Raw genomic sequence first — 25,711 nt, 5'->3', positions numbered from 1 at the left:
AGAAAACCCGACGGCCCTGATGCGGAAAAGGTAATCCGGTTGGCGTAGGGAACCCGCGGGTTCGTACGCTGTGCGCTATGACTGAAATCCCCGCATCCGAGGGCGTGAGCCCCGACGAAGACCTGCCGGAACAGATGCGGGTGCGCCGGGACAAGCGCGACCGGATAATCGCGGAGGGTGTCGATCCGTATCCGGTCGAGGTGCCCCGGACGCACTCGCTGGCCGAAGTGCGGGCGAAGCATTCCGACCTTCCTGTCGACACGGCCACCGGCGAGATCGTGGGCGTCACCGGCCGGGTCATGTTCATGCGCAATACCGGCAAACTGTGTTTCGCGAGTCTCCGTGAAGGCGACGGCACCGAGTTGCAGGCGATGATCAGCCTCGCGAAGGTGGGCGCGGAGGCACTCGCGGCGTGGAAGTCCGATGTCGATCTCGGCGATCACGTATTCGTCGAGGGCGAGGTCATCACCTCCAAGCGCGGTGAGCTTTCCGTGATGGCCGACTCCTGGCGGATCGCGTCGAAAGCATTGCGTCCGTTGCCGGTGATGTACAAAGAGCTGGCCGAGGAAACGCGGATCCGGCAGCGTTATGTCGATCTGATCGTGCGTCCCAAGGCCCGGGACGTGGTCCGTACCCGCGCCGGTGTGCTGCGTTCCCTGCGTGACTCGTTTCACGGTCGAGGATTCCTCGAGGTCGAGACCCCGATGCTGCAAACCCTGCACGGTGGCGCGGCGGCGCGGCCATTCGTCACGCATTCGAATGCCTTCGACCTCGATCTGTACCTGAGGATCGCTCCCGAGCTCTACCTCAAGCGTTGCGTGGTCGGCGGTATCGAGAAGGTCTTCGAGATCAACCGGAACTTCCGGAACGAGGGCAGCGACTCGTCCCACTCGCCCGAGTTCGCCATGCTGGAGTACTACGAAGCGTATGCGACCTATGACTCCAACGCGGTGATGACGCGTCAGCTCATCCAGGAGGCGGCGCAGAACGTTCTCGGCACCCAGGTGGTCACTCTCGCCGACGGTTCGGAGTACGACCTGTCCGGCGAGTGGGCCACACTCGGAATGTACGAGTCGTTGTCCGAGTCGTTGTCGGAAGAGGTCACTCCCGAGACATCGGCGGACAAGCTGCGTTCCTATGCCGAAGCGCGAGAGCTGGAGCTCGACCCAAAGTTAGGCCACGGCAAAATCATCGAAGAACTTTGGGAACACCTCGTCGGCGATCATCTCCACGAACCTACTTTTGTCCGTGATTTTCCGGTCGAGACATCCCCTCTGACCAGGCAACACCGCAGCAAGCCGGGGGTGGCCGAGAAGTGGGATCTGTACGTGCGCGGATTCGAACTGGCCACCGGATACTCCGAGCTGGTCGATCCCGTGGTAGAGCGTCAGCGTCTGGTGGAACAGGCTCGGCTGGGTGCACAGGGTGATAGTGAGGCCATGAACCTCGATGAGGATTTCCTCCGTGCCCTGGAGTACGGAATGCCGCCGAGCGGTGGTGTCGGAATGGGGATCGACCGGTTGCTGATGGCGCTGACCGGCCTTGGTATCCGGGACACCATCCTGTTCCCGCTCGTCCGACCGGAATAACCCGTCCGCGTGACAGATACCTCGATCGTTCTCGTAAACAAGATTTGCGTTATGTCTCGGTAGCGGGTATTAATGTCGCTAGACAAAGTCTTCTGTCCGGGGCATGCCCCGTACCAGATCATTCGTGTAAGCCCCCAGCAGGAGGAAACAGATGGCACAGAAGGTGCTCGTCTCGCTCGTTGATGACCTCGACGGCACTGAGGCGGAAGAGACCGTCGAGTTCGGTTTGGACGGTGTGAGCTACCAGATCGACCTTTCCGCGGAAAACGCGGAAGAGCTTCGCGACGCGCTCGCCCAGTATGTGGAGCACGCCCGTCGCGCGGGTGGCCGTAAGCGCACCGCCATTCGTCCGGTCGCCGGCGTGAAGGCCGCCGCCCGCCCCGCGACCGTGGACCGCGAGCAGAACCAGGCCATTCGCGCCTGGGCCCGCAAGAACGGCTTCCAGGTTTCCGACCGTGGACGTATCCCGTCCGAGGTCGTGGAGGCCTACCACAAGAAGAACTGAGGTCTTTCAGACCTGACGGCCGCCGGGAAACTGTTCCCGGCGGCTTTCTTGTTCTTGTACACGGTTCAAGCGGGCGTACTCCGTGGGCGCCCATCCGGTCACGGAGCGGAAATCCCGGATGAAGTGCGCTTGGTCGCTATAGCCCAGCGTGAACGCCAGTTCCGCGTAGTCGGGCTGTTCCGCGGCAGCGATCCGTGCCGCCGCTTCGTTCAATCGGTATACCTGAATCGCCCATTTGGGGGCGGTGCCGACGTGTTCGGCGAACAGGCGTTGCAGGCTTCGCAGAGACAGACCCGTTCGGCTTGACAGCTCGCCGACCCTGGTTATGGCCGGTTCGGCCGCGATTGTTTCCACCGCTTCGATGGCCGTCCGGGCCGCGGCGGTGAGCACGGGGTGTTTCCCGAGGAGCAGTTCCTCGCACCGGCGGATCATTTCGAAGTCGTCCGTCGCATTCCGTACCGATTCCGTCACCGGTCCGGTGCCGGGGAAGAGATCGGTGAGCGGAACAGAACCGCCGGAGATCATCGAGACCGGACCGGCGAGGAATGTCCGGAAAGCCCCGGGCCGGAATCGCACGCCGATACCGTGGTCCGTGCCCTCGACGACGTAGTGAAAAGGTCGTTTCCCCGGTCCGAACGCGCCCGCCGCGTCGCGGAAGAACGTCACGTTGACCGCGAGATTGGGCAGGACCACCTGGTCGTGGGGCGGACGGCCGCCCAGGTCCCAGCGCGGCACCCAGTGGTGGTCGACGAACGGCCGCAGTGCGGGCGCGGGCGGATGGCGGACGAGGCTGAACCGCGCGCTCACCTCCCGCGCGTTGACGATCCCCGCCGGGATCCGATGCCCGCTCACCCGCTCAACCTAGCCCGGAACCTGTCGCGTTTTTTCAAGACAGCGCGGCCGTTTCCGTGAACTCATGCCCCTATGTCCGAACACGCTGCCCTGATCGCCCCCGCCGCCGCGGAATTCGCCGGAATCCTGCGCGGGATCGGCGAGACCGAACTGGCCGGCCGCACGCCGTGCGCCGAGTACGATGTCCGCGCGTTGCTGAACCACCTTCTCTACTGGGGTCCCTGGCTCGAAGCCGCCGGACGCAAGGTCCCGCCGCCCGAGGTGGCCACAGGTGAGGCGGAGGCGGGCCTCGTCGGCGCTGATTGGCTCGAAGCCGCCGAGAAGCAGACCGCGCGGCTCGTGGAGGTCTTCGGGGCGCCCGAGGCGTGGCAGGGGATGACGGCGCTCGGTACGGCGGAGATGCCCGCCTCGATCGTCGGTGACATGGTGCTCGGCGAGTTCGTCTTCCACGGCTGGGATCTCGCCCGCGCGACAGGGCGCACTGTCGACGTCGCGCCCGAAGCGGCCGAAGCCGTGTTCGCGTCCGCCGCGGCGATGGGTGATCAGGCGCGGGCCATGAAGGTGTACGGCGAAGAAGTCGTCGTCGACGACAGCGCGACGGCTTTCGAGCGCGCACTGGGTGCCACAGGACGCAATCCCGCCTGGCGTCGTTAACCCTTACCGCGGATTCGCGGACAGCCGTCGCATTCCGATTCCGCGGGCAGTAGATAGGAGTAACAACAGCTTTCGCGGTTTCGCGTCCACTCGCGGCGGCCTTCGGCCCCCGGTGCCAGCGTCAGCTTCGACGCCGACGTCAGCGGCGGGAACCGCGATTCGAGGACCAGCGCGGCGTCCGCGACCCCGGCACCCTCGGCCTCCGGGGACCCGCCCAGCCGTCCCGCCGACCACAGCGCGTTGTCGAGCGCGTCCGTGGCCGCCGCCCACAGCTGCCGCCGCCCGAGTCTCGTCAACGGCCCGTAGACGTCGATGAACCGGCTCGCGTGCGCGACGAACCTGCCCCGCAGCACGGCCGCCAGCGCTCGCTCGTCCGGGACGACGACCGCCCCCGGCCGTGCCGAGCCCGGGTCGGTCGGCAGGCAGTGGAACCCGCTGCCGAGGACGGCGATCGAGTCGGGGTGCGGCCTGCCGTCGCCGATCCGGAACGCCAGCGCGGACGACGCCAGCGCCGGGACCCGGCGTTCGTGGTGCAGCAGCATCGCGCCGGCGAACGCCGGGACGTGCAGGTACCAGGACAGGATCCAGCTTGCCGGGGTCCGCTCGGGGATCTCGGACGCTTCCGGGTACTCCTCGGCCAGCCAGCCGCCGAGCCGCTCCTTCCAGCGCGCGAGACGGCCCGGTTCGTCCAGCAGCTCGCCGCAGCGGACCCAGCCCGGCTCGTCGGCCGGCACGTCTCCGCGGATCCGGGTGTCCCCGGGCAGCCTCGTGAAGGAGGCCCGGAGCCCGTCTTCGGGCGACGTGAGCACGCGGAGATGCGACACACCGGCCTCCCGTCATTAGGTACGCCTAACCTTACATACGGTCCGTGACTACTCCGGACGGGTGTCCATCCACTGGGCGGACTCCGTTCGCCGAGCGTGTTCGCGCTCAGCGGACAACGCGCATCCGACGGAATCCGGGCGCGTGTTCGCACGTTGGGCTTGACGTAAAGGTGCAGGGCAACCGGAAGATGAAACAGCGCACGGCCGGAGAACGGCACGGGCGCGAACGGGCCGCAATCAGCCGTAGTGGTACGCCAGCGCGACCGCATGGCTACTAGAGTGGTCTCACGGTGCTGAATCCATCGCGGTGAAAGCACGATGGAAACGGGCCGCCGTCGCAGCAGTCGAGGGAGTGCACATGTTTGAGAGGTTCACCGACCGCGCGAGGCGGGTGGTCGTCCTGGCCCAAGAAGAGGCCCGGATGCTCAACCACAACTACATCGGCACCGAGCACATCCTCCTGGGTCTGATCCACGAGGGTGAAGGTGTCGCCGCCAAGGCGCTGGAATCGTTGGGCATCGCGCTGGAGGGCGTCCGCCAGCAGGTCGAGGAGATCATCGGCCAGGGGCAGCAGGCCCCGAGCGGGCACATCCCCTTCACCCCGCGGGCCAAGAAGGTGCTTGAGCTGTCGCTGCGCGAAGCGCTGCAGCTCGGCCACAACTACATCGGCACCGAGCACATCCTGCTCGGGCTGATCCGCGAAGGAGAAGGCGTCGCCGCGCAGGTGCTCGTCAAGCTCGGCGCGGACCTCAACCGGGTGCGTCAGCAGGTTCTGCAGCTGCTGTCGGGCTACCAGGGTGGCAAGGAGTCGACCGAGACCGGCTCCGGACGCGGTGAAGGCACCCCGTCGTCGTCGCTGGTGCTCGACCAGTTCGGCCGCAACCTGACCGTCCAGGCCCGCGAAGGCAAGCTCGACCCGGTCATCGGCCGTGGCAAGGAGATCGAGCGGGTCATGCAGGTGCTGTCGCGGCGCACCAAGAACAACCCGGTCCTGATCGGTGAGCCCGGCGTCGGCAAGACCGCCGTCGTCGAAGGGCTCGCGCAGAACATCGTCAAGGGCGAGGTGCCCGAGACGCTGAAGGACAAGCAGCTCTACACCCTCGACCTCGGCTCCCTGGTCGCCGGTTCCCGGTACCGCGGTGACTTCGAAGAGCGCCTCAAGAAGGTGCTCAAGGAGATCAAGACCCGCGGCGACATCATCCTGTTCATCGACGAGCTGCACACGCTCGTCGGCGCGGGTGCCGCCGAGGGCGCTATCGACGCCGCGTCGATCCTGAAGCCGATGCTGGCCCGCGGTGAGCTGCAGACGATCGGTGCGACCACCCTCGAGGAGTACCGCAAGTACATCGAGAAGGACGCCGCGCTGGAGCGCCGCTTCCAGCCGATCCAGGTCGGCGAGCCGTCGCTCGAGCACACGATCGAGATCCTCAAGGGCCTTCGCGACCGGTACGAGGCGCACCACCGCGTCTCGATCACCGACGGCGCGCTGGTGCAGGCGGCCACCCTCGCGGACCGCTACATCAACGACCGGTTCCTCCCGGACAAGGCGATCGACCTGATCGACGAGGCCGGCGCCCGGATGCGCATCCGCCGCATGACCGCGCCGCCGGACCTGCGCGAGTTCGACGAGAAGATCGCCGACGTGCGCAGGGACAAGGAGTCCGCGATAGACGCGCAGGACTTCGAGCGCGCCGCCCGCCTCCGTGACGAGGAGAAGACCCTCCTCGGCCAGAAGGGCGAGCGGGAGAAGCAGTGGAAGGACGGCGACCTCGACGTCGTCGCCGAGGTCGACGAGGAGCAGATCGCCGAGGTCCTCGCCAACTGGACCGGCATCCCGGTGTTCAAGCTCACCGAGGAGGAGACCACGCGTCTGCTCCGCATGGAGGACGAGCTGCACAAGCGGATCATCGGCCAGGAGGACGCGGTCAAGGCCGTCTCCCAGGCGATCCGCCGTACCCGCGCCGGTCTGAAGGACCCGAAGCGCCCCTCCGGCTCGTTCATCTTCGCCGGTCCGTCCGGTGTCGGTAAGACCGAGCTGTCCAAGGCGCTGGCGGCGTTCCTGTTCGGCGAGGACGACGCGCTCATCCAGATCGACATGGGCGAGTTCCACGACCGCTACACCGCTTCGCGGCTCTTCGGTGCCCCTCCGGGCTACGTCGGCTACGAAGAGGGCGGCCAGCTGACCGAGAAGGTGCGGCGCAAGCCGTTCTCGGTGGTGCTGTTCGACGAGATCGAGAAGGCCCACCAGGAGATCTACAACACGCTCCTGCAGGTCCTCGAAGACGGCCGTCTCACCGACGGTCAGGGTCGTACGGTCGACTTCAAGAACACCGTGCTCATCTTCACCTCGAACCTGGGTACCTCGGACATCTCCAAGTCCGTCTCGCTCGGTTTCTCCCAGAGCGGGGACACCGCGAACCGGTACGAGAAGATGAAGCAAAAGGTCAACGAGGAAATGAAGAAGCATTTCCGGCCTGAGTTCCTGAACCGGATCGACGACATCATCGTCTTCCACCAGCTGACCAAGGACCAGATCATCCAGATGGTCGATCTGATGATCGCCCGGGTCGAGAAGCAGCTCAAGGCGAAGGACATGGACCTCGAGCTCACGCCGAAGGCCAAGTCGCTGCTCGCCAAGCGCGGCTTCGACCCGGTGCTGGGCGCGCGGCCGCTGCGTCGCACGATCCAGCGCGAGATCGAGGACCAGCTGTCGGAGAAGATCCTGTTCGGCGAGGTTCAGGCCGGGCAGATCATCCTGGTCGACGTCGAAGGCTGGAACGACGAAGAGGGCGAGAAGGACGACAAGGCGCACTTCGTCTTCCGTGGCGAAACGCGACCCTCGTCGGTCCCGGACGCCCCGCCGGTGAGCATCGGTGCCGGCACCAGCGAAGAGAGCGGTGAAGCCGAGGCGGAGTAAGCCTCGCGAGTAGTCCGGAAGTGCCCGTCGCGGTTTTGCCGCGGCGGGCACTTCCGCGTTCGGGGGCCGTGTCGTCCGTCTGATCACGCGTGTTCCGCCTCCAATCACGCGAGTCGCGCCTTTGATCACGCGAGTTCCGCCTCCAGTCACGCGAGTTCGCTTTCGCCGCACAGAAGCCAGGCGTGCGTGAATGGGCGACACGTGTGATCAGAGGCGCGACACGCGTGATTGGGGCCGTGACTCGCGTGATCGGAGGCGGAACTCGCGTGATCGGGACGCGTGAGACGATGCCATCGGGTCCGGGAGGGGGACAGGTGGACGTTCTGGCGATCGATTTCGGTACCTCCAGCACGGTGGGGGTGCTCTCGATCCACGGAAGAGGGACGCAGGTCGTCGAGATCGACGGATCGGTGACGATGTCGTCCGCGATCTACGTCGACAAGGACGGCACGGTCTTCGTCGGCCGCGACGCCGAACGCCGGGCCCGGCTGGATCCGAGCCGGTTCGAGGCGAATCCGAAGCGGCGCATCGACGAGGGCGCCCTCCAGCTCGGTGACGTCACGCTCCCCATCGCCGACGCCTTCGCCGCGGTCCTGCGCCGCGTCGGCGAGGAGGCCGAGCTGCTCCTCCAGCGGCAGCCCGCGCAGGTGCGCATCTCCCATCCCGCGGGCTGGGGCCCGGATCGCAAGCAGATCCTCCACGACGCCGCGCTCAAGGCCGGTTTCGGCACGACGCTGCTGATTCCCGAGCCGGTCGCCGCCGCCGCGCATTACGCCGCTCTGAACCACGGTCAGCGGCCGCCCGGCCCGATCGCGGTGTACGACCTCGGGGCGGGCACCTTCGACTGCGCTGTCGTCGGTGTCAGTGCTCACGGGTTCGCCGTGCTCGCCGAGGACGGGCTGCCCGATCTCGGCAGTCTCGACATCGACCAGGCGATGCTGGTGCACATCGGCCGCGAGGTGTCGCATTCCGAACCCGCGCGGTGGCAACGGATCCTGCGCCCGCAGTCGGTCAGCGACCGCCGGACGCGCCGGTCGTTGCTCCAGGATGTCCGTGACGCCAAGGAAAGCCTGTCGCGGCACCAGCAGACCGAGATCCCGATGCCGGAGCCGTTCGGCGACGTGCGGGTGACGCGGATGGAACTCGAGGCGCTCGTCCGGCCGAGTTTCCTGCGCAGCGCCGAACTCCTGGCCGCCACGATCCACCGCGCCGGGCTGTCCCCGGACAGGCTCGGCGGCGTCTACCTCGTCGGCGGGCCGAGCCGGATGCCGCTGCTGGCGAGCCTGCTGGCGAACCAGCTCAGGGTCGCGCCGACGACACAGGACCAGCCGGAGACGGCGGTCGCGTTCGGGCTGCACCACGTACCCGCGGGCGGCGAGGACTCCCAGCTGACCGTGCCCGCCTTCGCCCCGGTCGCGCCGCCGGTGCGCCAGCGGCCCGTTCAGCAGCAGCCTCCACCGCCGCAGCAGCCGCCCCGGCGCCCGCAACCGCCGCGCTGGACGCCGCCCCCGCCGCCGGGCCGGAACTGGCAGAGGCCCACGACGTACGGCGTCATCGTGCTCGCGCTCGCGGCGGTCGTGACGACGATCGTCCTGCTCAACGGCGGCGAGAAGGAGCCTGTCGCCGGCCAAGCCCCCGCGAAACAGGTGAGCTGCGATCAGCCCGGCCAGAAGGACGCGCAGGGGTTCACGGACTGCCTCCGCCGGATCGCCGCCGTCATCCCGCAGCGAGACGACTGCCGGGACGCGCCGGACGCGGCCGCCACGGTGGGCGCGGCGTCCGCGGTCACCTGCGTGTTCACCGGCGACAAGGCGTCGAACGCGATCAACTACTACCAAGGTGTCGCGATGGCCGGCCTGGAGGACGGCGTCCGGCAGCAGATGACCAAGGGCGGGCCCGTGGAGGGCACCTGGGCGGAAGACGGGCTGCGAGGACGCTACTTGGCGGGTGTCGGCAAGCGAAGCGGCATCGTGCTCTTCGGGACCGAAGACGCGCCCTTGACCGCGATGCTCGTCTCGACCCGCAACGACGGCACCACCCGGACGACCGCGGAGATGGTCGAGTTCTTCACCGCGCAGCTCAAGCCCTGACCGGATGTCGAACCGCAGTCAGTGCAGCGTGCCCGCCGGCGTCGAGAGGTCCTCGGTGACCGAGAGCGCGGTGTCCACGATGATCTCCAGCGCCTCCGCCGCGCGGTGCACGGCCAGGCTCGGCGACGTCGTCCGCGCGGCCTGCTCCGGCGTGTAGGGAACGTGCACGAAACCGCCGCGCACGCCGGGAAAGTCGTTGTCCAGCAAGTGCATCAGCCCGTAGAAGACCTGGTTGCACACGTACGTCCCGGCAGTGTGCGAGACCGACGCCGGAAGCCCCGCGTTCTTGATCCCCGCGACACTCGCCTTCACCGGCAGGGTCGTGAAGTAGGCGTTGGGCCCACCGGGGATCACCGGGACGTCGACGGGCTGCGAACCCGCGTTGTCCGGGATGCGCGCGTCGATCAGGTTGATCGCGACCCGCTCCGGGGTGACGTCGGGGCGGCCGCCCGCCTGTCCGACGCAGATCACCAGTTCCGGCCGGTACTCGTCGATCGCGTCGCGCAAGGTGACCAGCGAACGCGAGAACACGCACGGCAGTTCGACGGCCACGGCGTCGCGCCGCCGGCCGGTGAGCAGGGAAACCGCCTGCCACGACGGGTTCACCCGCTCACCGCCGAACGGTTCGAAGCCGGTGAGGAGCACTGACGTCATGCCTCTCACCCTAACGTGTGACAGACGTCAGGCGGCCGGCTTGAGGTCCCCCGGGTAGAGGAACTCGGGTGCCGGTTTGGTGTTGCCGTAGAACCACGCGTCGAAGAAGCCCTGGAGGCTCTTGTGCGCGATGCGCTCGGCGAACCGCTGGAACTCCGGCAGGCTCGCGTTGCCGTCGCGGTGCAGGGCGGGCCACATCTTCAGGATGCGGTCGAACGGAGCCGCGCCGATGTAGTTCTTCAGCGCGTGCAGCGCCACCGGGCCCTTCGAGTACACGTAGGTGAACTCGTTGCCGGGCCCCATGTCGTACAGCTTCCCGGCCCAGAACCGGTCCGTCGCCTTCTGCACGGCGGTCAGGTAGCGCGCCTTCAGGTCCTGGCCCGACTTCGCCTCGGACCACATCCACTCCGCGTACGAGGCGAAGCATTCGTTGAGGCAGACGTCCTTCCACTTGTCGACGGCGACCGAGTCACCCCACCACTGGTGGGCGTTCTCGTGCACGATCGTCGGGACGTTGCCCGCCGCGCCCGAGTAGATCGGCCTGCTCAGCGTCTCCAGCGAGAACCCGATCGGCTCGGCGAGGAAGATGCCGCCCGCCGCGTCCACCGGGTACCGCCCGAACTTCGACGCCAGGAAGTCGATGATCTCCGGCAGCCGCGCTTCGGCCTGCTTGGTCGCGGCGGGGGTGCCGGGGGCGTAGGCGTTGACGACAGGGGTGCCGTCGGACAGCTTCGTCCGCTCGAACTCCCACTTGTCGATCGCGACCGTGGTCATGTATGGCACCGCGGGGGTCTCTTCGGCCCAGGAGTACGTGGTGTTCTTGCCGTCCTTGACCTGCCCGCGCTCGACGCCGTTCGAGATCACGCTCCACTCCGAGGGAACGGTGATCGCGAGGTGGAAGGTCGCCTTGTCGCGCGGGGTGTCGTTGACCGGGTACCAGGTCGTCGCGGACTTCGGCTCGCCCGCGACGAAAGCGCCGCCGGATTTCGCGAACTGCCAGCCGTTCTCGCCCAGCAGCGGATCCTCGATCGGCTGCGGGACACCGTGGTAGGCGACCTCGGCGGTGAACCGCTCGTGGTTCCGCAGCGGACGGGCCGGGGTGACGACCAGTTCGTGGTCGCCGGACCGGGTGAAGGTCGCTTTCCGCCCGTTGACCTTGATCGAGTCGACGGTGAGCCCGTGCAGGTCGAGGTTGAACGAGCTCAGCGACTGCGTCGTCCGGCCGGTGATCGTCTGCAGGCCGGTGAGCTGCTTGGTGGCGGGCTCGTAGCCGACTTTCAGGTTGTAGTCGGCGACGTCGTAGCCGCCGTTGCCGTCCTGCGGGTAGTAGCTGTCGCCCGCGCCGTCGGCGCCGGGTTTGCCGGTGTCGGCGAGGGCGGTCCCGCCCCCGAGGACACTCGCGGCCAGAACGGCGGCGATGACTGCCGCACTCCGGTACCTCATTCACGCTCCCAGTCGATCGGCTGTCGTAAGGCCCCGAACGTAACGCCGTGACCCCGGTCGGGCGCCCGGAAAGCTCCTTCGTGCCCGGATAATCCCGCCTTCCGTCGCCTGGAAGAGGTACCGAACCCGACAGCGAGCTTCGGGAGATACAGCCTGGAAGAGGTACCGAACCCGACAGCGAGCTTCGGGAGATACAGCCTGGACGGGGTATTGAGTGGCGTGTTCTGGAAAGCTGGGGTCGTGCGTGTGACGCTGCTGGGCCCGGTCGGAGCGGAGGCCGGTGACGGCGCCCCGGTCGACATCGGCGGTGCCCGCCTCCGCATGCTCTTGGCCAGGCTCGCGCTGGAGCCCGGTCGCGCCGTTCCGGCGACGGCCCTCATCGACGGTCTCTGGGGCGCGGAGCCGCCCGCCGACGCGGCGAACGCGCTGCAGTCCCTGGTCTCGCGGCTGCGCAAGGTCCTGCGGGCGGGCGACGTCGCCCTCGGCTCGGGTCCGGGCGGCTACCGGCTGGACATCGCCCGCGAGGACGTCGACGTGTGCCGCTTCGAGCGCCTGGCCGCGGAGGGCCGTGCGGCGCTGGCGGCGGGCCGGGACGCGGGTGCGGCCACGATCCTCGCCGAGGCGCTCGGCCTCTGGCGTGGTCAAGCGCTGTCCGACGTCCTCGAAGCCCCGTTCGCGCAGGCACCGGCGACCCGGCTGGAGGATTTGCGCCTCGAAGCCGCCGAAGACCGCTTCGAGGCGGAGATCCGGCTCGGCGGGCAAGACCGGGTCCTGGCCGATCTCAAGGAGGCGGCCGCGCGGCATCCGCTGCGCGAACGGCTCGCCGGGCTGTGGATCCGGGCGTTGTGCGCGGCGGACAGGCAGTCCGACGCCCTCGCCGTCTACGAGGAGGTCCGGGCGGCGCTGGCCGATCAGCTGGGTGTCGACCCTTCGGCCGAGCTCCAGGACATCCACGTCGCCGCGCTGCGCGGTGAACTCGGCCCGCCTCCCGCGGCCGCCGACCATCTCCCGGTGCGGCTGACCAGCTTCGTCGGCCGTGACGACGAGCTGAAGCTGGTCGCCGAACTCCTCGCCGGCGCGCGGCTGGTGACGCTCGTCGGGCCCGGCGGCGCCGGGAAGACGCGGCTGGCCACCGAGGTCGCGACGCGGCATCCCGCGCACACGCGCGGGCGCGTCTGGTTCGTGCCGCTCGCCGGCGTCCGCGACCCGGGCGACCTGCCCGGCGCTGTCTTCGCCGCGCTGGAGCTGTGGGACCTCGGCCTCGCGCACAGCGGTGACCCGCTGCGGCGGCCGGTGGACGCGATGGGCCGGGTGGCGGAGACGCTCGGCGCCGGCGAATCGGTGCTGGTGCTGGACAACTGCGAGCATCTGGTCGACGCGGCCGCGGAGCTGGCGAACACCCTGCTGCGCCGCGTGCCGACCCTGCGGATCCTCGCGACGAGCCGCGAGGCGTTGGCCATCGACGGCGAGACACTGTGCCCGCTCGGCCCGTTGTCCGTGCCGGAAGGGACGCTGACCGTTCCGCAGGCCGCCGAGGCGGGCGCGATCCGGCTGTTCGTCGACAGAGCGGTGGCCGTGCGACAGGACTTCGTCCTCGACGAGTCCACTGTGGACGAAGTCGCGCAGATCTGCCGACGGCTGGACGGGATGCCGCTGGCGCTGGAACTGGCCGCCGCTCGGCTGCGCTCGATGACCGTCGCGCAGATCTCGCGGCGCCTCGACGACAGGTTCCGCCTGCTGACCTCGGGCAGCCGGACGGCCCTGCCGAGGCAGCGCACGCTGCGCGCCGTCGTCGAGTGGAGCTGGGACCTGCTCGACGACGCCGAACGCGTCCTCGCGAGGCGGCTTTCGGTCTTCGGGGCCGGTGCCGAGGTCGAAGCGGTCGAAAGCGTCTGCGCCGGGGACGGCCTGCCCGCCGAAGACGCCATGTACGTGCTCGGCTCGCTCGTCGAGAAGTCCATTGTGGACGCGACGACCGGTGACCAGGGCGAACCCCGCTACCGCATGCTGGAGACCATCCGGGCGTACGCGGCGGAACGTCTCGACGAGGCCGGAGAGCGAGAGCAGCTGACGAAGGCGTATCACCGCTACTACGCCGAACTCGCGGAGCGGCTGGAGCCGTTGCTGCGGACCAGGGACCAGCTCGTCGCCATCTCGCGGTACGACGCCGAACACGGCAACATCGTGACGGCGCTCCGCCAGGCCATCGACGCCGACGACGTCGAAATGGCGATGTACCTGTTCGGCAGTACTTTCTGGTACTGGCTGATCAAGGGCGACAGCAACCGGGTCGAGTCCTTCGTCGCCGAGGTACTCACTTTCGGCGACCGCCTGGAGGAGGATTTCGCGGCCGCGTTCCGGGCGATGCGCGAGATCACCGCGATGATCCCCGGGGTCGGCGATCCGGAAGCCGTGCGGGCGCTCGTCGACGAATGCGTGCGGACGAACGCGCACACCCGGTTCACCGGTCTGGCCATCGGCCTGCCCATGCTGGCGTTCTTCTCCCAGGACAAGGAACTCGCGCACCGCGAGGTGGACAGGGCGCTGGCCAACCCGGATCCGTGGGCCAGGTCGGCGGGGTCGTGGGCGCAGAGCTTCATCCTCACCGACGACGGTGACACCGAAGGCGCCGAACGGGCCAGGGACAGGGCCTACGAAGGGTTCCTGGCCGTGGGCGACCGCTGGGGGACCGCCATGGCGATCGGCATGAAGGCGAGCGACATCTCGATGTCGGGCGATCACGAGGCCGCGCTCGCGCTGTACCGGCGGGGGCTCGCCCTCGCCCTCGAACTGGGGTCGCAGGACGACGTGATCCAGCAGCGCTGGCGGCTCGCGACGGAGTACGCGCGGGCAGGCGACCTCGAAACGGGCATGCGCGAGATGCGCGACGCGGAGCGCTACGCGGCAGACACGGGCAACGGTCAGCTCGCGGTGATGGTGCTGGTGGGCAAGGCCGATCTGCTCAGCCGCGCCGGCCGGATCGACGAGGCGCGCGAGGTCGCCGCCCGGTTCCGCGAGCTGATGGCCGACGCGCCGATGCCGGGCATGTTCGGCGAGGAGTTCGGCGGGCTCATCGAAATGGAAGTGGCGCTGGCGGCAGGGGATCTGGCCGAGGCCGAACGCGGTGCCGCGGTGGTCGTCAAGTCCACCGCGGAACGCGGCGACATGCCCGATCTCGGGCGGATCGTCGAGGCCCTCGGCTTGATCCGGTTCCGCCAGGGGAGGCACGAGGACGCCGTCCGGATGCTCGGCGCGGCGAGGTCCCTCCGAGGCAGGCTGGACCTCGGCGAACCCGGCATCCGGCAGCTGATCGACGACCTCCGCGAGCACTTCGGCGAAGAGCGCTACGAAGCGATACTCGTCCAGGACGCCGCGCTTTCCCGCGCCGACCTGGTGTCCTTGATCTGCCAGGAAGTGACGACGTGAAGAAGGGCTCCTCGCCTCGAAAGAGGCAAGGAGCCCTTCACGCGCGTTCCCCCTGACCCCCGTCAGACGCGCTTCCGGTAAGCCCACGTGGCGAGCGGGAAGAAGACCGCGACCGCGGCCGCCATCCAGATCAGCGCGCCGGTCAGCGGACCGGCGATCGGCCCGCCGTTCATCAGCCCGCGCAGGACGTCGGACATCTGCGTCACCGGGCTGATGTCGGCCCACGCCTTCAGCCAGCCGGGCATGGTGGACGTCCCCACGAACACGTTGCTGCCGAAGGTCAGCGGCATCAGCACCACGAACATCAGGCCCTGCACCGCGCCGGGGCTCTTCACCAGCATCCCGACGAACACCGAGGCCCAGCAGAACGACAACGCGAACGCGATGACCAGCACGATCGCCAGCGCGAACTCCGCAGGCCCGGTCTGGATCCGGTAGCCCATGATCGTCGCGACGACCATCAGCACGACGAGGCACACCAGGTACCGGACGATGTCGGCCAGCACGGCGCCGATCAGTGGCGCGGACCGCGCGATCGGCATCGCGCGGAACCGGTCGAACACGCCCTTGGTGACGTCGGTGTTGAGCTGGACGCCGACGGTCATGCTGGCCTGCAGGATGTTGAACACCATGATGCCGGGCACGATCATCTGCAGATAGCTTCCGGTGTCGCCCATGATCGCGCCACCGAACAGGTAGACGAACATGACCAGGAAGATGATCGGCGCGAGCGTGACGTCGGCCAGCTGCTCCGGGTTCTTGCGGATCTTCAGGATGCCGCGCCAGGCAAGGGAAAGCCCGTGCTGGACGCTGCTGGAGAGTGAAACGCGCCGTGGTGGTGCGGGCGCGGCGAGGGTCGTCATACCAGGCTCCCTTCCGGAGTCGTGTCCTTTGTGGAATCGGTCTTTCTGCCGGTCAGCGCGAGGAACACCTCGTCGAGGCTGGGCAGCCGCAGCGCCAGCTCGTCCGCGGTGATCCCGGCTTCGTCCAGCTTGCGGACCAAAGTGGACAGCAGGACGGGATCGGCGACGGGCGCGGTGAGCAGCCCGGTGTCGTCGTCCCGGTTCGGCTTGGCCCCGGTGAGTCCGGCCAGGATGCGCTCGACGGCGTCGAGATCGGCGAGCGCGGTCGGCCGGACCTGCAGCGTCTGGCCGCCGGTCCGCCGCTTGAGTTCGTCCGCCCGCCCGTTCGCCACGACCAGTCCGTGGTCGAACACGGTGATCGTGTCGGCCAGCTGGTCGGCCTCCTCCAGGTACTGCGTGGTGAGCAGCACCGTCGTCCCGTCGGCGACGAGCGTCCGGACCACGGCCCAGACCTCGTTGCGGGCGTGCGGGTCGAGCCCCGTGGTCGGCTCGTCCAGGTACAGCACCCTCGGACGGCCGACCAGGCTCGCGGCGAGGTCGAGCCGTCGCCGCATCCCGCCCGAGTAGGTCTTGATCGCGCGCCCGGCGGCGTCGGTCAGCTCGAACCGCTCCAGCAGGTCGGCCGCGCGCTTCTTCGCCTCCGCCCTGGGGAACTCCAGCAGCCTGCCGATCAGGACCAGGTTCTCCGTGCCGGAGAGGTCCTCGTCGACCGACGCGTACTGGCCGGTCAGCCCGATCATGCTGCGGACCGCCATCGGGTTCTTGACGACGTCGTACCCGAAGACGCTCGCGTGGCCGCGGTCCGGCCGGATCAAGGTGGCCAGGATCCGGACGGCGGTCGTCTTCCCCGCGCCGTTCGGCCCCAGCACCCCGACCACCTTGCCCGCCGGGACCTCCAGATCGACCCCGTCGAGCGCCTTCGTCTCCCCATAGTGCTTGACCAGGCCCTCGGCCCTGATCGCGTGAGTCATGTTTCCTCCTGTGGATCTCGCCCCGCGGACAAAGGTGCCCGCCGGACCTGGCAGACCACGCACAGCGCGCTGGCAGGACCTGACAGGAACTGATAAGCGCTGGTAGGCACGGTGTGAGGAGGTTGTGAAGGTCTTGTGGAGACCGCCACCACAGCGGCCTTGATCGGCATACTCGACGTCATGGTGATCGAAGAACGGCCGCCGGTGACGGTGCGCCGCAAGCGCGGGGGCGCGGGCGCGAAGCTGGTCAGCGGGCTGCTCGTCGCGGCGGTCGTGCCGTTCGCGGTGCTCACGGCGATGCGGCTGGTGGGCTACGACGGCAACACGTACACGATCGCCGCGCTCGCGCTGACGCCGTACGCCGGGATCGCGACACTGGTGCTCGGCGTCCTCGCGCTGGGACTCCGCCGCTGGTGGACCGCGGCCGTCGCGATCGTGCTGACCTGCACGATCGCCGCGCTGGTGCTGCCGAGGGCGTTCGCGAACGAGCAGAAAGCGCTCGGCGGCAAGCACGTCCGCGTCCTGGCGTCGAACATGCTCGGCGGGCAGGCGGATCCGGACAGGATCGTCGGCTACGTGAAGGAACACCAGGTCGACGTCCTGAGCCTGACCGAGATGACACCCGAGGCGATCACCGGGCTCGACCGGGCGGGGTTGTTCCAGCTCCTGCCGTATCACGTGCTGCACCCGGCGGAGTGGGCGTCGGGCTCGGGGCTGGTGTCGAAGTACCCGCTCACGCCGCTGGACCTGAGCGGCGCTTCGGACTACAAGCAGCCGAGCGCGAGTCTGGATCTCGGCGGCGTCCGGATCGAGGTCGTCGCGGTCCATCCGGCGGCGCCGATGTGGGACAGGCACGCGTGGGTCGACGAGGCCAAGGACCTGCCCTACGCTGACGCCGAGCACGACGTCCGGATCCTGGCGGGCGACTTCAACGCCAGCCTCGACCATTCGCTCTTCCGTGAGCTGCTGACCAGGGGCTACGTGGACGCGGCCGATCAGCTGGGGAAGGCGCTGCAGGGCACCTGGACGAACGGGATGGTGCCGCCGGTGCCGATCGACCACGTGCTGGCGGACAAACGGACGGCCATCGCGGACTTCAAGGTGCTGGAGACGCCCGGCAGCGATCACGACGCCGTCTACGCGGAAATCGTCCTGCCCTGAAGGGTGGCCGCGATCTGTGGATCCGGCCTAGCTGAGCAGGGAATCCAGTGCCTTGAGGGTTTCGAGGCCGTTGGTCGCGAGCGAGACGCCGCGGCCGTGCCGGATCTGCGGCTCGCGCGGGTTGATCCGGACCAGCGCGCCTGTCGCGGCGCTGGCCAGCTCCGAGTAGCGCCGCACCGTCGGCACGGCCTGCCCAGCGCCGAGTTCCACCACCACGAGGTCGCGATGAGCGCGGCGCCACGCGGTCAGCTCGTCGAGCTGGGCCTGGCTGCGCTTCCCGAGCCAGTCGTAGTCGCCGAACATCAAGATGTTGGGCCGGGCGAGGCCGCCGCAGCGCGGGCACGACGGCAGCGGTTCCAGCGCGCGCATCGTGTCCTCGTCGATCGGGACCTCGATGCCGTCCGCGGACCAGATCTCGCCGGTGCACCGGTCGAGGCACTGGAGATGATGGATGGACCCGTGCGCTTCGGCGGTGTGCGGGTAGCCCGCCTTCTGGAACTGTCCGTCCACATTGGACGTGAAGGCGCGGGTGCCGCCGGGTTCGCGCGCTCCCCAGGACAGCAGGAGGCGGAACCCTTCGTGTGGGACGGTCGCGCGGTACAGCGCCAGCCGGTGCCCGTAGAAACCCCAGGCCAGCTGGGGATCTTCGGCGAAATGGCGCGGATCGGCGAGCTCGACGAAGCTGATGCCCAGCCGCTCGTACGGCGGATACGCCGTCCAGAAACCCTCGTCACCCCGGAAGTCGGGCAGGCCGGAGTCGACGCCCATCCCGGCACCGGCGCAGACGAGCAGCGCGCCGGCGCCGTCGATCAGTTCCGCGGCTCGTTCGAGCTCACTCACCCGGCTTCGAAGCCTGGACGACCTCGAATTCCAGCAGGTTCGCGCCGCTGGAGACCGGCTTCGCGCGCTCACCCGCGTGCGCCTCGCGCGCCGGGCCGGACGCCCACGCCTGATAGGCCTCTTCGGACTCCCACTTCGTGTAGACGAAGTAGCGGCTTTCGCCGGAGACCGGGCGGAGCAGTTCGAAGCCGAGGAAGCCGGGCTGATTGTCGACGGCGTGCAGCCGCGCGGCGAACCGCTTCTCCAGCTCGGGGCCTGCGCCTTCGGGGACCTCGATCGCGTTGATCTTCACGACAGCCATGCCGTCCACCCTACGGTGAAACTCTTTTGCGCCGCGACGTGATGCGTGGGACCTTCCAGAGGATGGCTGACACGAAGATTCTCATCTCGGGAGCGAGCGTCGCCGGTCCGGCCTTGGCCTTCTGGCTCACCCGCTACGGCTTCGAAGTGACCGTCGTCGAGCGCGCGCCTTCGCTGCGTCCCGGCGGTCAGGCCGTCGACCTGCGCGGAACGGCCAGGGAGGTCGCCGTCCGCATGGGCCTGGACGAACGCATCCGCGAGGCGTGCACGGACACCAAGGGCGAGACGCTCGTCGACCGGAAGAACCGCACGAAGGCCACCCTGCGCAGCGACGACTTCGGCGGCGACGGCCTCATCGCCGAGATCGAGATCCTCCGCGGCGACCTGACCGAAGTGCTGTACGAGGCGACCAGGGAGAAGACGGAGTACGTCTTCGGCGACCGGATCACCGCGCTGGACGAGCGGGCCGACGGCGTCGACGTCACCTTCGCGAGCGGGTCGCGGAGGACGTTCGACGCGGTCATCGGAGCGGATGGGCTGCACTCGGGAGTGCGGGCGCTGGCCTTCGGCGAGGAGTCCCGCTACGTCCGGCATCTGGGCTCGTACCTGGCGTTCTTCACCGTGCCGAACCGGCTCGGCCTGCGGAACTGGGCGATCGGCTTCGACGACGTCGGCCGGTCCGCCGGGATCCGCGGCATCCGCGACGGCGACGAGGCGATGGGCTACTTCGGGTTCGCGTCGGAGAAGATCGACTACGACTATCGCGACGTCGAAGCTCAGAAGGAGCTGGTGCGCCGCTTCGCCTCAGGGATGGAATGGGAGGCGCCCTGGCTGCTGGAACAGCTGGACGACGCCCCCGACTTCTACTTCGACTCGTGCGCCCAGGTGATCATGGAATCCTGGTCGCGCGGCCGGATCGGGCTGCTGGGTGACGCCGCGTTCTGCCCCTCGCCGCTCTCGGGACAGGGCACGAGCCTGGCGTTCGTCGGCGCGTACGTCCTGGCCGGAGAGCTCGCGGCAGACCTCGACGGCGGGCTCAAGCGCTACGAAGCGGTCATGCGCGAGTTCGTCGAGAAGACGCAGGAGATGGGGCGGGACAACGCGGAGTCGATCTTCGCGAAGTCTCGGACCGCTTTGAGGATGCGGTATCTGATGATGCGCGTGATGCGGCTCAAACCGGTCGCCGCGCTGGCTTCGCGGAAGATGCGGGCCGTGGTGAGCGGGATCGACCTGCCGGACTACCCCTCACCGCGTCCAGAGGACTAAACGCGCGCTCGGGTGGTCGGCGTCGCGCGGAGTCACTGACCGCCCCGCAACCCCTTGACCGAAATGCCCAGCCTTGAGTCACCGTGGTGCCCCCAATGTGGCGTTGGGGACGCTGAATGTCCCCAGCGCCGCATTGGGGACATCATTCCTGCCCGGACAACTTTGCCTTTCGGCCCAATAGTCCTCTAAGTGCCCAGGTCTCGGCCTTCACGGACAGTCCCGTCCGATCAACCGCCGCATTTAGTCCTCTGGATACGGCAGGGTCAGCCTCGGAGGGTGCCCGGGAGCAGTTCGGCGTCCGGAGGGATCGCCGTGCCGTGGAACCAGGCGTCGAAGAACGGCCGCAGGTCCTGCTCCGAAAGCTTGATCGTGAACGCCTCGAAATCCGCCCAGGTCGCGTTGGCGTTCCGATACGCCGCCGGCCACTCCTTCAGCAGCCGCCCGAAAGCGCCCTCGCCGATCTTCCGCCGCAGCGCGTGGATGGCCAGGATCCCCTTGTCGTAGACGCCGTGGAATTCCTGCCCGGCGCCCATGCCGACCAGTTTCGACTTCCAGAAATCCGGGCTGCCCCGCATGATCTCGAGCGCGGCGCGGTAGCGGTCGTCGAGGTTCTCGTTGTCCCGCGATTCCTGCCACAGCCATTGCGCGTACGACGCGAGACATTCGTTGAGGCAGATGTCGGACCACGAATTCAGGGTCACCGAATCGCCGAACCACTGATGTGCGGTTTCGTGCACCACGGTGATCAGGTCGGCCCATTTCGCGTAGGTCGGCCTGGTCTGGGTCTCCAACGAGAAGTGGATGTCCTCGTCGAGATAGATCCCGCCCGCCGCGTCCACCGGGTACGGCCCGAACTTCGAGGTCAGGAAGCCGATGATCTCCGGCAGCCGCCTGCCGGTGTCCCGCCTGTCCTCCGCGCCCGGCGCGTACGCGTTGACCAGCGGCGTCCCGTCCGGGAGCGCCATCCGGTCGACGGTGAACTTGTCGATCGCGACCGTGGTCAGGTACGCCGCCACGGGGGTGCGTTCCTGCCAGGACGTCGTGGCCCAGCCGTTCGCCGCGGTCTTCTGGATCTCGCGCCCGTTCGAGACGACGGTCCAGCCGTCCGGCACGCGGGCGGTGAGGTTGAACATCGCCTTGTCGCGCGGGGTTTCGTTGACGGGGTACCAGAACGACGCCGAATGCGGCTCGCCGACGATGAACGCGCCGCCGCTCTTCGACTTCTGCCAGCCGTTCTCGCTGCCGCCCGCCTTCGGGGTCGCCGACGGGTCGCCGCCGTAGACGACCTTCGTGCGGAAGGTGCTCCCGGTCCGGATCGGTTCGGCGGGAGTCACCACCAGCTCGAATTCGCCTTCACGGGCGAACTTCGCCGGTTTTCCCTCCACTTCAACGGATTGGACCGTCAAGCCGCGTAAGTCCAAGTTGTACCGATTGAGGTCCTGGGTCGCTTTCGCGATCACCGTGGTGTCGCCGTCGAGTCGCCCTTTCACGGGGTCGTAAGTGATCCCGACCTGGTATTCGACGGCGTCGTAACCGCCGTTTCCGTCCATCGGGTAGTACGGGTCGCCCGCGCCCGAAGCACCCGGCGCCGGGTTCATCGGCGGCGGCGGAGGGGGCGCGGCCGGGGGAGGATCGGCACTGCAGCCGATAATCAGGGCGCAGACGACCCCCAGGACCAGGCCTGCGGCGGGGACACGGCTGCGCATGGAGGGGAGCTTAGTGGTGATTCAGCGCGACGGGTTGATCACTTTCGGCGGTGATGGGCCGCCGATCGTCCTCCTGCACGGGTTGATGGGCAGGGCGACGACGTGGTGGCGGGTCGCGCGAAGGCTCGAACCGTACGGGCGTGTCCACGGTCTCGACGCGGCCGGGCACGGCCGCGGACCGCGCGGCGGGCCCTGGTGCACCGAGCGGTTCGCCGACGACGTCGCCGCGGTGCTGCGGACCTTCGGCGAACCCGCGATCCTGATCGGACATTCGATGGGCGGCCTGCACGCGTGGGTCACCGCGGCCACGCATCCCGGGCTCGTCCGCGCCGTGGTCTGCGAGGACTTCGCGCCGGATCAGCGCGGCCGGACCGTGGACACCTGGCGCGGCTATTTCGAATCCTGGCCGGTCCCGTTCCGGTCCTTGGCCCACGTGCGCGAATTCTTCGGCGACACCGGCGACTACTTCGTCGAATGCGTCGAGGAACGGGAAGACGGCTATCACCTGATCGCGTCGCTCCCGGATCTGTACGAGATCGCGGCGGAATGGGGACGGCGGGACTTCTGGGAGTTCGTCGAGCGGGTCGAATGCCCGCTGCTCGCCATCGAGGGCGAACGGACGGCGATGCCGCACGGCCAGCAGGCCGAGCTGGCCGCGCGCGTGCCCGGCGGCCTCGGACGGCACATCGTCGTCCAAGGCGCCGGGCACGTGGTGCACGACGAAGCGCCGGAGACCTACCTCGGTGCCGTCGAGGCGTTTCTCTCCGACGTCATCGGTCAGCCCTTCTTCGCCAGCTGAGCGTCGATCCAGGCGCGCAGCTTCGTCTCGCCCGGGTAGCCGATGTTCCGCGCGGACGGCAGTTCAGCGGCGTTGCGGACACCGACCAGCGTCGGGAGGTAGCGGATGTTGTACTTGCCGGACAGGTCGCGGCTCTGGTCGACGTCGACCTCGCCGAGCAGGAACTTGCCGCCGTACTCGCCGGCGAGCCGCTCGATCACGGGCTTCATCTGGCGGCACGGCGGGCACCAGGTCGCGCCGAAGTCCATGATGACCAGCTTCTGTTTCGAGATGTTCATGACTTCGGCGTAGTTGCCCGAAGTCACCGTCATCACGTTCTCGGCTTTCGGTGCGGCGGAGGCCGCGCCCGAGCCGAAGCCGGTGATGAGCGCCAGCACACCGGCCAGCACACAGACGAACCTTTTGGTCTTGGACAAGAGGATCTCCTTGGCTGTGAGGGGAATCCGGTCAGGACGAAGATCCGGTCGGCAAGCCGTTCGCGACCCAGTCTTCGATGCCTTCGCGGTACTTGCGGACGTTCGTGTAGCCGAGCTCCAGCAGACGCCGACCGACGAATTCACTGTTGCGGCACGGCGTGTTCGCGCAGTAGACGACGATCGCGGCGGCCTTGTCCGGCAGCACCGCAGGTGCCAGCTGGTCGGTGAATTCGGCGGCCTGTTCGTAGGGGAAACCCGGAATGTTGTGCGATTCCGGCAGATGTTCCTTTTCGAAATAGGCGACCGGCATCGTGTCGACCACGACCACCGTGCCGGCCTCCATTCGGGAGAGCAGTTCCGTACGAGTGATCAACGGCAGCATGGTGCCCCTTCTCAGACGACCTTGATTGACGATTCCCATCGTCGGCCGCCTTCCGGGGCCCGCTCTAGTGCCGCCTCCGCATGCCGAGGCGTTATCGAGGGTTCACGGGCCTCGTGAGTGGCAAGGACGGTTCTAACCGTTCTTGCCACTCACGAGCCGGTACTGGCTCGGCGGTACTGGCTCTCTGTACCGGCTTATCCGGCCGCCAGCCGCCCGTGGCGGTGCAGCCAGCCGCGGTACGGCGCCGTCCGCTCGGCGAGCCGCCAGTATCCCGCCGTCGCCTCGCCGGCGAGTTCCGGGACGCCGGGCGCGCACGGGCCGTCCTCCCGCCAGGCGAGCACGTGCCGCACGCACATCGGCGCGCCCGCCAGCGGCCGGATGGCCAGTCCGTCCGACGGCGGCCGGGTCGGCTGGACGAGCCCGACGCCGTGCCCGCCGCTGACCAGGTCTTCCCGCGCGGTGTCGATGTCGACGTCGTGGGTGATCCGGGGATCGAAACCGTGCGCGAGACACATTTCGCGGAACACCACGCGGCAGCCGTCGCCGCCGCTCGACACGATCCAGTCCTCCCCGGCCAGTTCGGTGAGGTCGATCTCCTCTTCGTCGGCGAGCGGGTGTCCCGCGGGCACCGCGACGAACGACGGCTCCTCGACCAGGGTCATGGTCCGCACCTCCGGCGGCACCGGGAGGCCGCGCCTGCCGCAGATCATGATCAGCGCGAGGTCGATACCCCGGTTCGCGACCTGGGCGAGCAGCCGCGTGCGCGAGGTGTCGGCGCGCGTGCGGAACGGCTCGCCGGGTCTCAGGTCCCGCAGCCCGGCGAGCAGCGAACCCGTGATGGCGCTGTCGTTCCAGCCGATTCTGATCGATTCGCCGACCTCGGGTTCCTGACGGTGGAAGTCGTGCTCCAGTTCGTCGAAGGTCAGCACGATCGCCTTGGCCCGCCGCAGGATCAGGGCGCCGAGTTCGGTGGGCCGTACTCCGTGCTGGTCGCGGTGGAACAGGGACCCGCCGACCATCCGCTCGATCCGGCGCAACTGGTGGCTGAGCGCGGGCTGCCCGAGCCCGAGTCCGGCGGCGGCACGGTTGAGGCTGCCGGAGGCAGCGATCTCACAGATCACTCGAAGATGCCGAACCTGAATCTCCATGACTTCGTATACCGCGCTCCCGCCCGTGTCCGGCACCTCCGAAGGTCGCGCCGCATTCACCGTTGTCGTGAACTTGCGAAAGATCCTTCGAATTCCTATAACGCGATGACAACCACTGTCGGCAATACCGGCGGTCACTCGCCGTGGCTAGCGTCGGTCGACGCCTCGTTCTCCCCGCATATCCGCGAATCAGGAGCCGTCTTGCTGCGACCACTGCCGCTCACGGAGCATTGCGCTGATCCTTTGGCGCGAGCCGAGCACGTCTGCATCGGCATCAGCCCGTTCAACAGCTATTTCACGGTGGAACGGATCGCCGATCTCGCCCGCTGGGCCATGTCGGCTTTCAACGGTTTTCATTTCTTCGTCCCGGACGGGCCGTCCGCGTTCACTCTCGAAGCGCTCGGTTACGACCCGATTCGCGCCGCGCAGAAGGCGCAGCGACAGGGCAACTACACGCGCAACAAGATCGTCCGGGCGCTGCTGCAGGTCTGCCCTTCGGATCCGCAGACGCTGATCCTGGACGCCGCGTCGCTCGAAGCCGATCCCGCGTATCTCGGCCTGCTTTCCGAGGCACACCAACGCTTCGCCCTGGACCCGGAGTTCGCCGAACACTGTCTCGACGCCACGGGCTGGGTGCTGGACCGGCGGCTGCCCGAAGGCGAACACCCCACCCGTGACCAGCTGCGCAGCGCCGTCCGGTACTTCCTGGCCGAGTTGCCGATGTTCGTCGGCACGGTCGCCGTGGCCGGGGTCGGCAGTTCCGTGTTCGCCTACCACCAGCGGGTCGCGTTCCTCGAACGGCTCTACCGCGGCGAACTCGCCTGGCGGCCGCTGCCGGGACAGGGTTTCGTCGTCCTCGAACAGGCCATCCCGGAACAGGCTGTCGCGGAACGGGTGGAGTGACC

General features: G+C 68.3%; 22 protein-coding genes. 10 read left to right on the top strand and 12 right to left on the bottom strand.

Going from position 1 to position 25,711, the window contains the following annotated elements; translation table 11 throughout:
• Positions 1-77: 77 nt before the first annotated feature.
• Both lysS and ACZ6YV_RS25255 read left to right on the top strand, forming a co-directional pair.
• A complete protein-coding gene (gene lysS / locus ACZ6YV_RS25260) occupies positions 78-1,589 on the top strand; it encodes a lysine--tRNA ligase (protein ID WP_465511974.1) in 1,512 nt (503 codons plus the stop codon).
• 151 nt (positions 1,590-1,740) lie between these two features.
• Complete coding sequence (locus ACZ6YV_RS25255) at positions 1,741-2,094, top strand: histone-like nucleoid-structuring protein Lsr2 (RefSeq protein ID WP_005165380.1); 354 nt, start codon at positions 1,741-1,743, stop codon at positions 2,092-2,094.
• Positions 2,095-2,100: 6 nt separating this feature from the next.
• Here the strand turns inward: ACZ6YV_RS25255 and ACZ6YV_RS25250 are convergent, their stop codons facing one another.
• Positions 2,101-2,946 carry a DUF6597 domain-containing transcriptional factor gene (locus tag ACZ6YV_RS25250; RefSeq protein ID WP_465511973.1) on the bottom strand — a complete coding sequence of 282 codons (846 nt, stop codon included), beginning with the start codon at positions 2,944-2,946 and terminating at the stop codon, positions 2,101-2,103.
• A 72-nt stretch (positions 2,947-3,018) separates the two neighbouring features.
• Here ACZ6YV_RS25250 and ACZ6YV_RS25245 point away from each other — a divergent pair, with 72 nt between their 5' ends.
• Positions 3,019-3,600, top strand: a complete 582-nt coding sequence (locus ACZ6YV_RS25245) for a TIGR03086 family metal-binding protein (RefSeq protein WP_465511972.1) — start codon at positions 3,019-3,021, stop codon at positions 3,598-3,600.
• Here the strand turns inward: ACZ6YV_RS25245 and ACZ6YV_RS25240 are convergent.
• A complete protein-coding gene (locus tag ACZ6YV_RS25240) occupies positions 3,597-4,424 on the bottom strand; it encodes a (2Fe-2S)-binding protein (RefSeq protein ID WP_465511971.1) in 828 nt (275 codons plus the stop codon). The genes ACZ6YV_RS25245 and ACZ6YV_RS25240 overlap by 4 nt on opposite strands.
• Before the next feature lie 358 nt (positions 4,425-4,782).
• Here ACZ6YV_RS25240 and ACZ6YV_RS25235 point away from each other — a divergent pair, with 358 nt between their 5' ends.
• Positions 4,783-7,341, top strand: coding sequence for an ATP-dependent Clp protease ATP-binding subunit (locus tag ACZ6YV_RS25235; RefSeq protein WP_465511970.1), 2,559 nt, complete (start codon positions 4,783-4,785; stop codon positions 7,339-7,341).
• A 314-nt stretch (positions 7,342-7,655) separates the two neighbouring features.
• Entirely contained in the window at positions 7,656-9,431 is a 1,776-nt protein-coding gene (locus tag ACZ6YV_RS25230) for an Hsp70 family protein (RefSeq protein ID WP_465511969.1), read from the top strand.
• A gap of 18 nt (positions 9,432-9,449) precedes the next feature.
• On the opposite strand, the gene pcp is transcribed toward ACZ6YV_RS25230, so the two are convergent.
• Both pcp and ACZ6YV_RS25220 read right to left on the bottom strand, forming a co-directional pair.
• Positions 9,450-10,085 carry a pyroglutamyl-peptidase I gene (pcp, locus tag ACZ6YV_RS25225; RefSeq protein ID WP_465511968.1) on the bottom strand — a complete coding sequence of 212 codons (636 nt, stop codon included), beginning with the start codon at positions 10,083-10,085 and terminating at the stop codon, positions 9,450-9,452.
• Positions 10,086-10,112: 27 nt separating this feature from the next.
• The gene (locus ACZ6YV_RS25220) at positions 10,113-11,528 is read right to left on the bottom strand and encodes a M1 family metallopeptidase (RefSeq protein ID WP_465511967.1); all 1,416 of its coding nucleotides are present in this window, start codon (positions 11,526-11,528) and stop codon (positions 10,113-10,115) included.
• A 240-nt stretch (positions 11,529-11,768) separates the two neighbouring features.
• Here ACZ6YV_RS25220 and ACZ6YV_RS25215 point away from each other — a divergent pair, with 240 nt between their 5' ends.
• Positions 11,769-14,954 carry a BTAD domain-containing putative transcriptional regulator gene (locus tag ACZ6YV_RS25215; RefSeq protein WP_465511966.1) on the top strand — a complete coding sequence of 1,062 codons (3,186 nt, stop codon included), beginning with the start codon at positions 11,769-11,771 and terminating at the stop codon, positions 14,952-14,954.
• A gap of 62 nt (positions 14,955-15,016) precedes the next feature.
• On the opposite strand, the gene ACZ6YV_RS25210 is transcribed toward ACZ6YV_RS25215, so the two are convergent.
• Complete coding sequence (locus ACZ6YV_RS25210; RefSeq protein WP_465511965.1) at positions 15,017-15,817, bottom strand: ABC transporter permease; 801 nt, start codon at positions 15,815-15,817, stop codon at positions 15,017-15,019.
• Positions 15,814-16,788: an ATP-binding cassette domain-containing protein gene (locus ACZ6YV_RS25205; RefSeq protein ID WP_465511964.1), complete on the bottom strand. Its 975-nt coding sequence runs from the start codon at positions 16,786-16,788 to the stop codon at positions 15,814-15,816. The genes ACZ6YV_RS25210 and ACZ6YV_RS25205 overlap by 4 nt, the downstream gene beginning before the upstream one ends.
• A gap of 135 nt (positions 16,789-16,923) precedes the next feature.
• Here ACZ6YV_RS25205 and ACZ6YV_RS25200 point away from each other — a divergent pair, with 135 nt between their 5' ends.
• Positions 16,924-17,949 (top strand): endonuclease/exonuclease/phosphatase family protein, encoded by a 1,026-nt coding sequence (locus ACZ6YV_RS25200; RefSeq protein WP_465511963.1) that lies wholly within the window; start codon positions 16,924-16,926, stop codon positions 17,947-17,949.
• A 27-nt stretch (positions 17,950-17,976) separates the two neighbouring features.
• On the opposite strand, the gene ACZ6YV_RS25195 is transcribed toward ACZ6YV_RS25200, so the two are convergent.
• Entirely contained in the window at positions 17,977-18,789 is an 813-nt protein-coding gene (locus ACZ6YV_RS25195; protein WP_465511962.1) for an SIR2 family NAD-dependent protein deacylase, read from the bottom strand.
• A complete protein-coding gene (locus ACZ6YV_RS25190) occupies positions 18,782-19,090 on the bottom strand; it encodes an antibiotic biosynthesis monooxygenase family protein (RefSeq protein ID WP_005165349.1) in 309 nt (102 codons plus the stop codon). Before ACZ6YV_RS25190 ends, ACZ6YV_RS25195 begins: the two co-directional genes overlap by 8 nt.
• A 62-nt stretch (positions 19,091-19,152) precedes the next feature.
• Between ACZ6YV_RS25190 and ACZ6YV_RS25185 the strand changes: the two genes are divergently transcribed.
• Complete coding sequence (locus ACZ6YV_RS25185; RefSeq protein WP_465511961.1) at positions 19,153-20,355, top strand: FAD-dependent monooxygenase; 1,203 nt, start codon at positions 19,153-19,155, stop codon at positions 20,353-20,355.
• A 263-nt stretch (positions 20,356-20,618) separates the two neighbouring features.
• Here ACZ6YV_RS25185 and ACZ6YV_RS25180 read toward each other — a convergent pair whose 3' ends face one another.
• Positions 20,619-22,061: a M1 family metallopeptidase gene (locus tag ACZ6YV_RS25180; protein ID WP_465511960.1), complete on the bottom strand. Its 1,443-nt coding sequence runs from the start codon at positions 22,059-22,061 to the stop codon at positions 20,619-20,621.
• On the opposite strand from ACZ6YV_RS25180, the gene ACZ6YV_RS25175 reads away from it, so the two are divergent.
• Positions 22,060-22,860, top strand: a complete 801-nt coding sequence (locus tag ACZ6YV_RS25175) for an alpha/beta fold hydrolase (protein ID WP_465511959.1) — start codon at positions 22,060-22,062, stop codon at positions 22,858-22,860. The two genes, ACZ6YV_RS25180 and ACZ6YV_RS25175, sit on opposite strands and share 2 nt — an antisense overlap.
• On the opposite strand, the gene ACZ6YV_RS25170 is transcribed toward ACZ6YV_RS25175, so the two are convergent.
• The 3 genes from ACZ6YV_RS25170 to ACZ6YV_RS25160 form a co-directional block, all read right to left on the bottom strand.
• Positions 22,839-23,276 carry a thioredoxin family protein gene (locus ACZ6YV_RS25170; RefSeq protein WP_465511958.1) on the bottom strand — a complete coding sequence of 146 codons (438 nt, stop codon included), beginning with the start codon at positions 23,274-23,276 and terminating at the stop codon, positions 22,839-22,841. The two genes, ACZ6YV_RS25175 and ACZ6YV_RS25170, sit on opposite strands and share 22 nt — an antisense overlap.
• 31 nt (positions 23,277-23,307) lie before the next feature.
• Positions 23,308-23,658 (bottom strand): rhodanese-like domain-containing protein, encoded by a 351-nt coding sequence (locus ACZ6YV_RS25165; protein ID WP_378239404.1) that lies wholly within the window; start codon positions 23,656-23,658, stop codon positions 23,308-23,310.
• Between the two features lie 194 nt (positions 23,659-23,852).
• The gene (locus ACZ6YV_RS25160) at positions 23,853-24,779 is read right to left on the bottom strand and encodes a LysR family transcriptional regulator (RefSeq protein WP_465511957.1); all 927 of its coding nucleotides are present in this window, start codon (positions 24,777-24,779) and stop codon (positions 23,853-23,855) included.
• Between the two features lie 132 nt (positions 24,780-24,911).
• On the opposite strand from ACZ6YV_RS25160, the gene ACZ6YV_RS25155 reads away from it, so the two are divergent.
• Positions 24,912-25,709 (top strand): tRNA-dependent cyclodipeptide synthase, encoded by a 798-nt coding sequence (locus tag ACZ6YV_RS25155; RefSeq protein ID WP_465511956.1) that lies wholly within the window; start codon positions 24,912-24,914, stop codon positions 25,707-25,709.
• The last annotated feature ends 2 nt before the right edge of the window (positions 25,710-25,711 follow it).

Source organism: Amycolatopsis sp. NPDC102522 (assembly GCF_055584485.1).
This window is presented reverse-complemented; position numbering and strand designations above follow the sequence as displayed.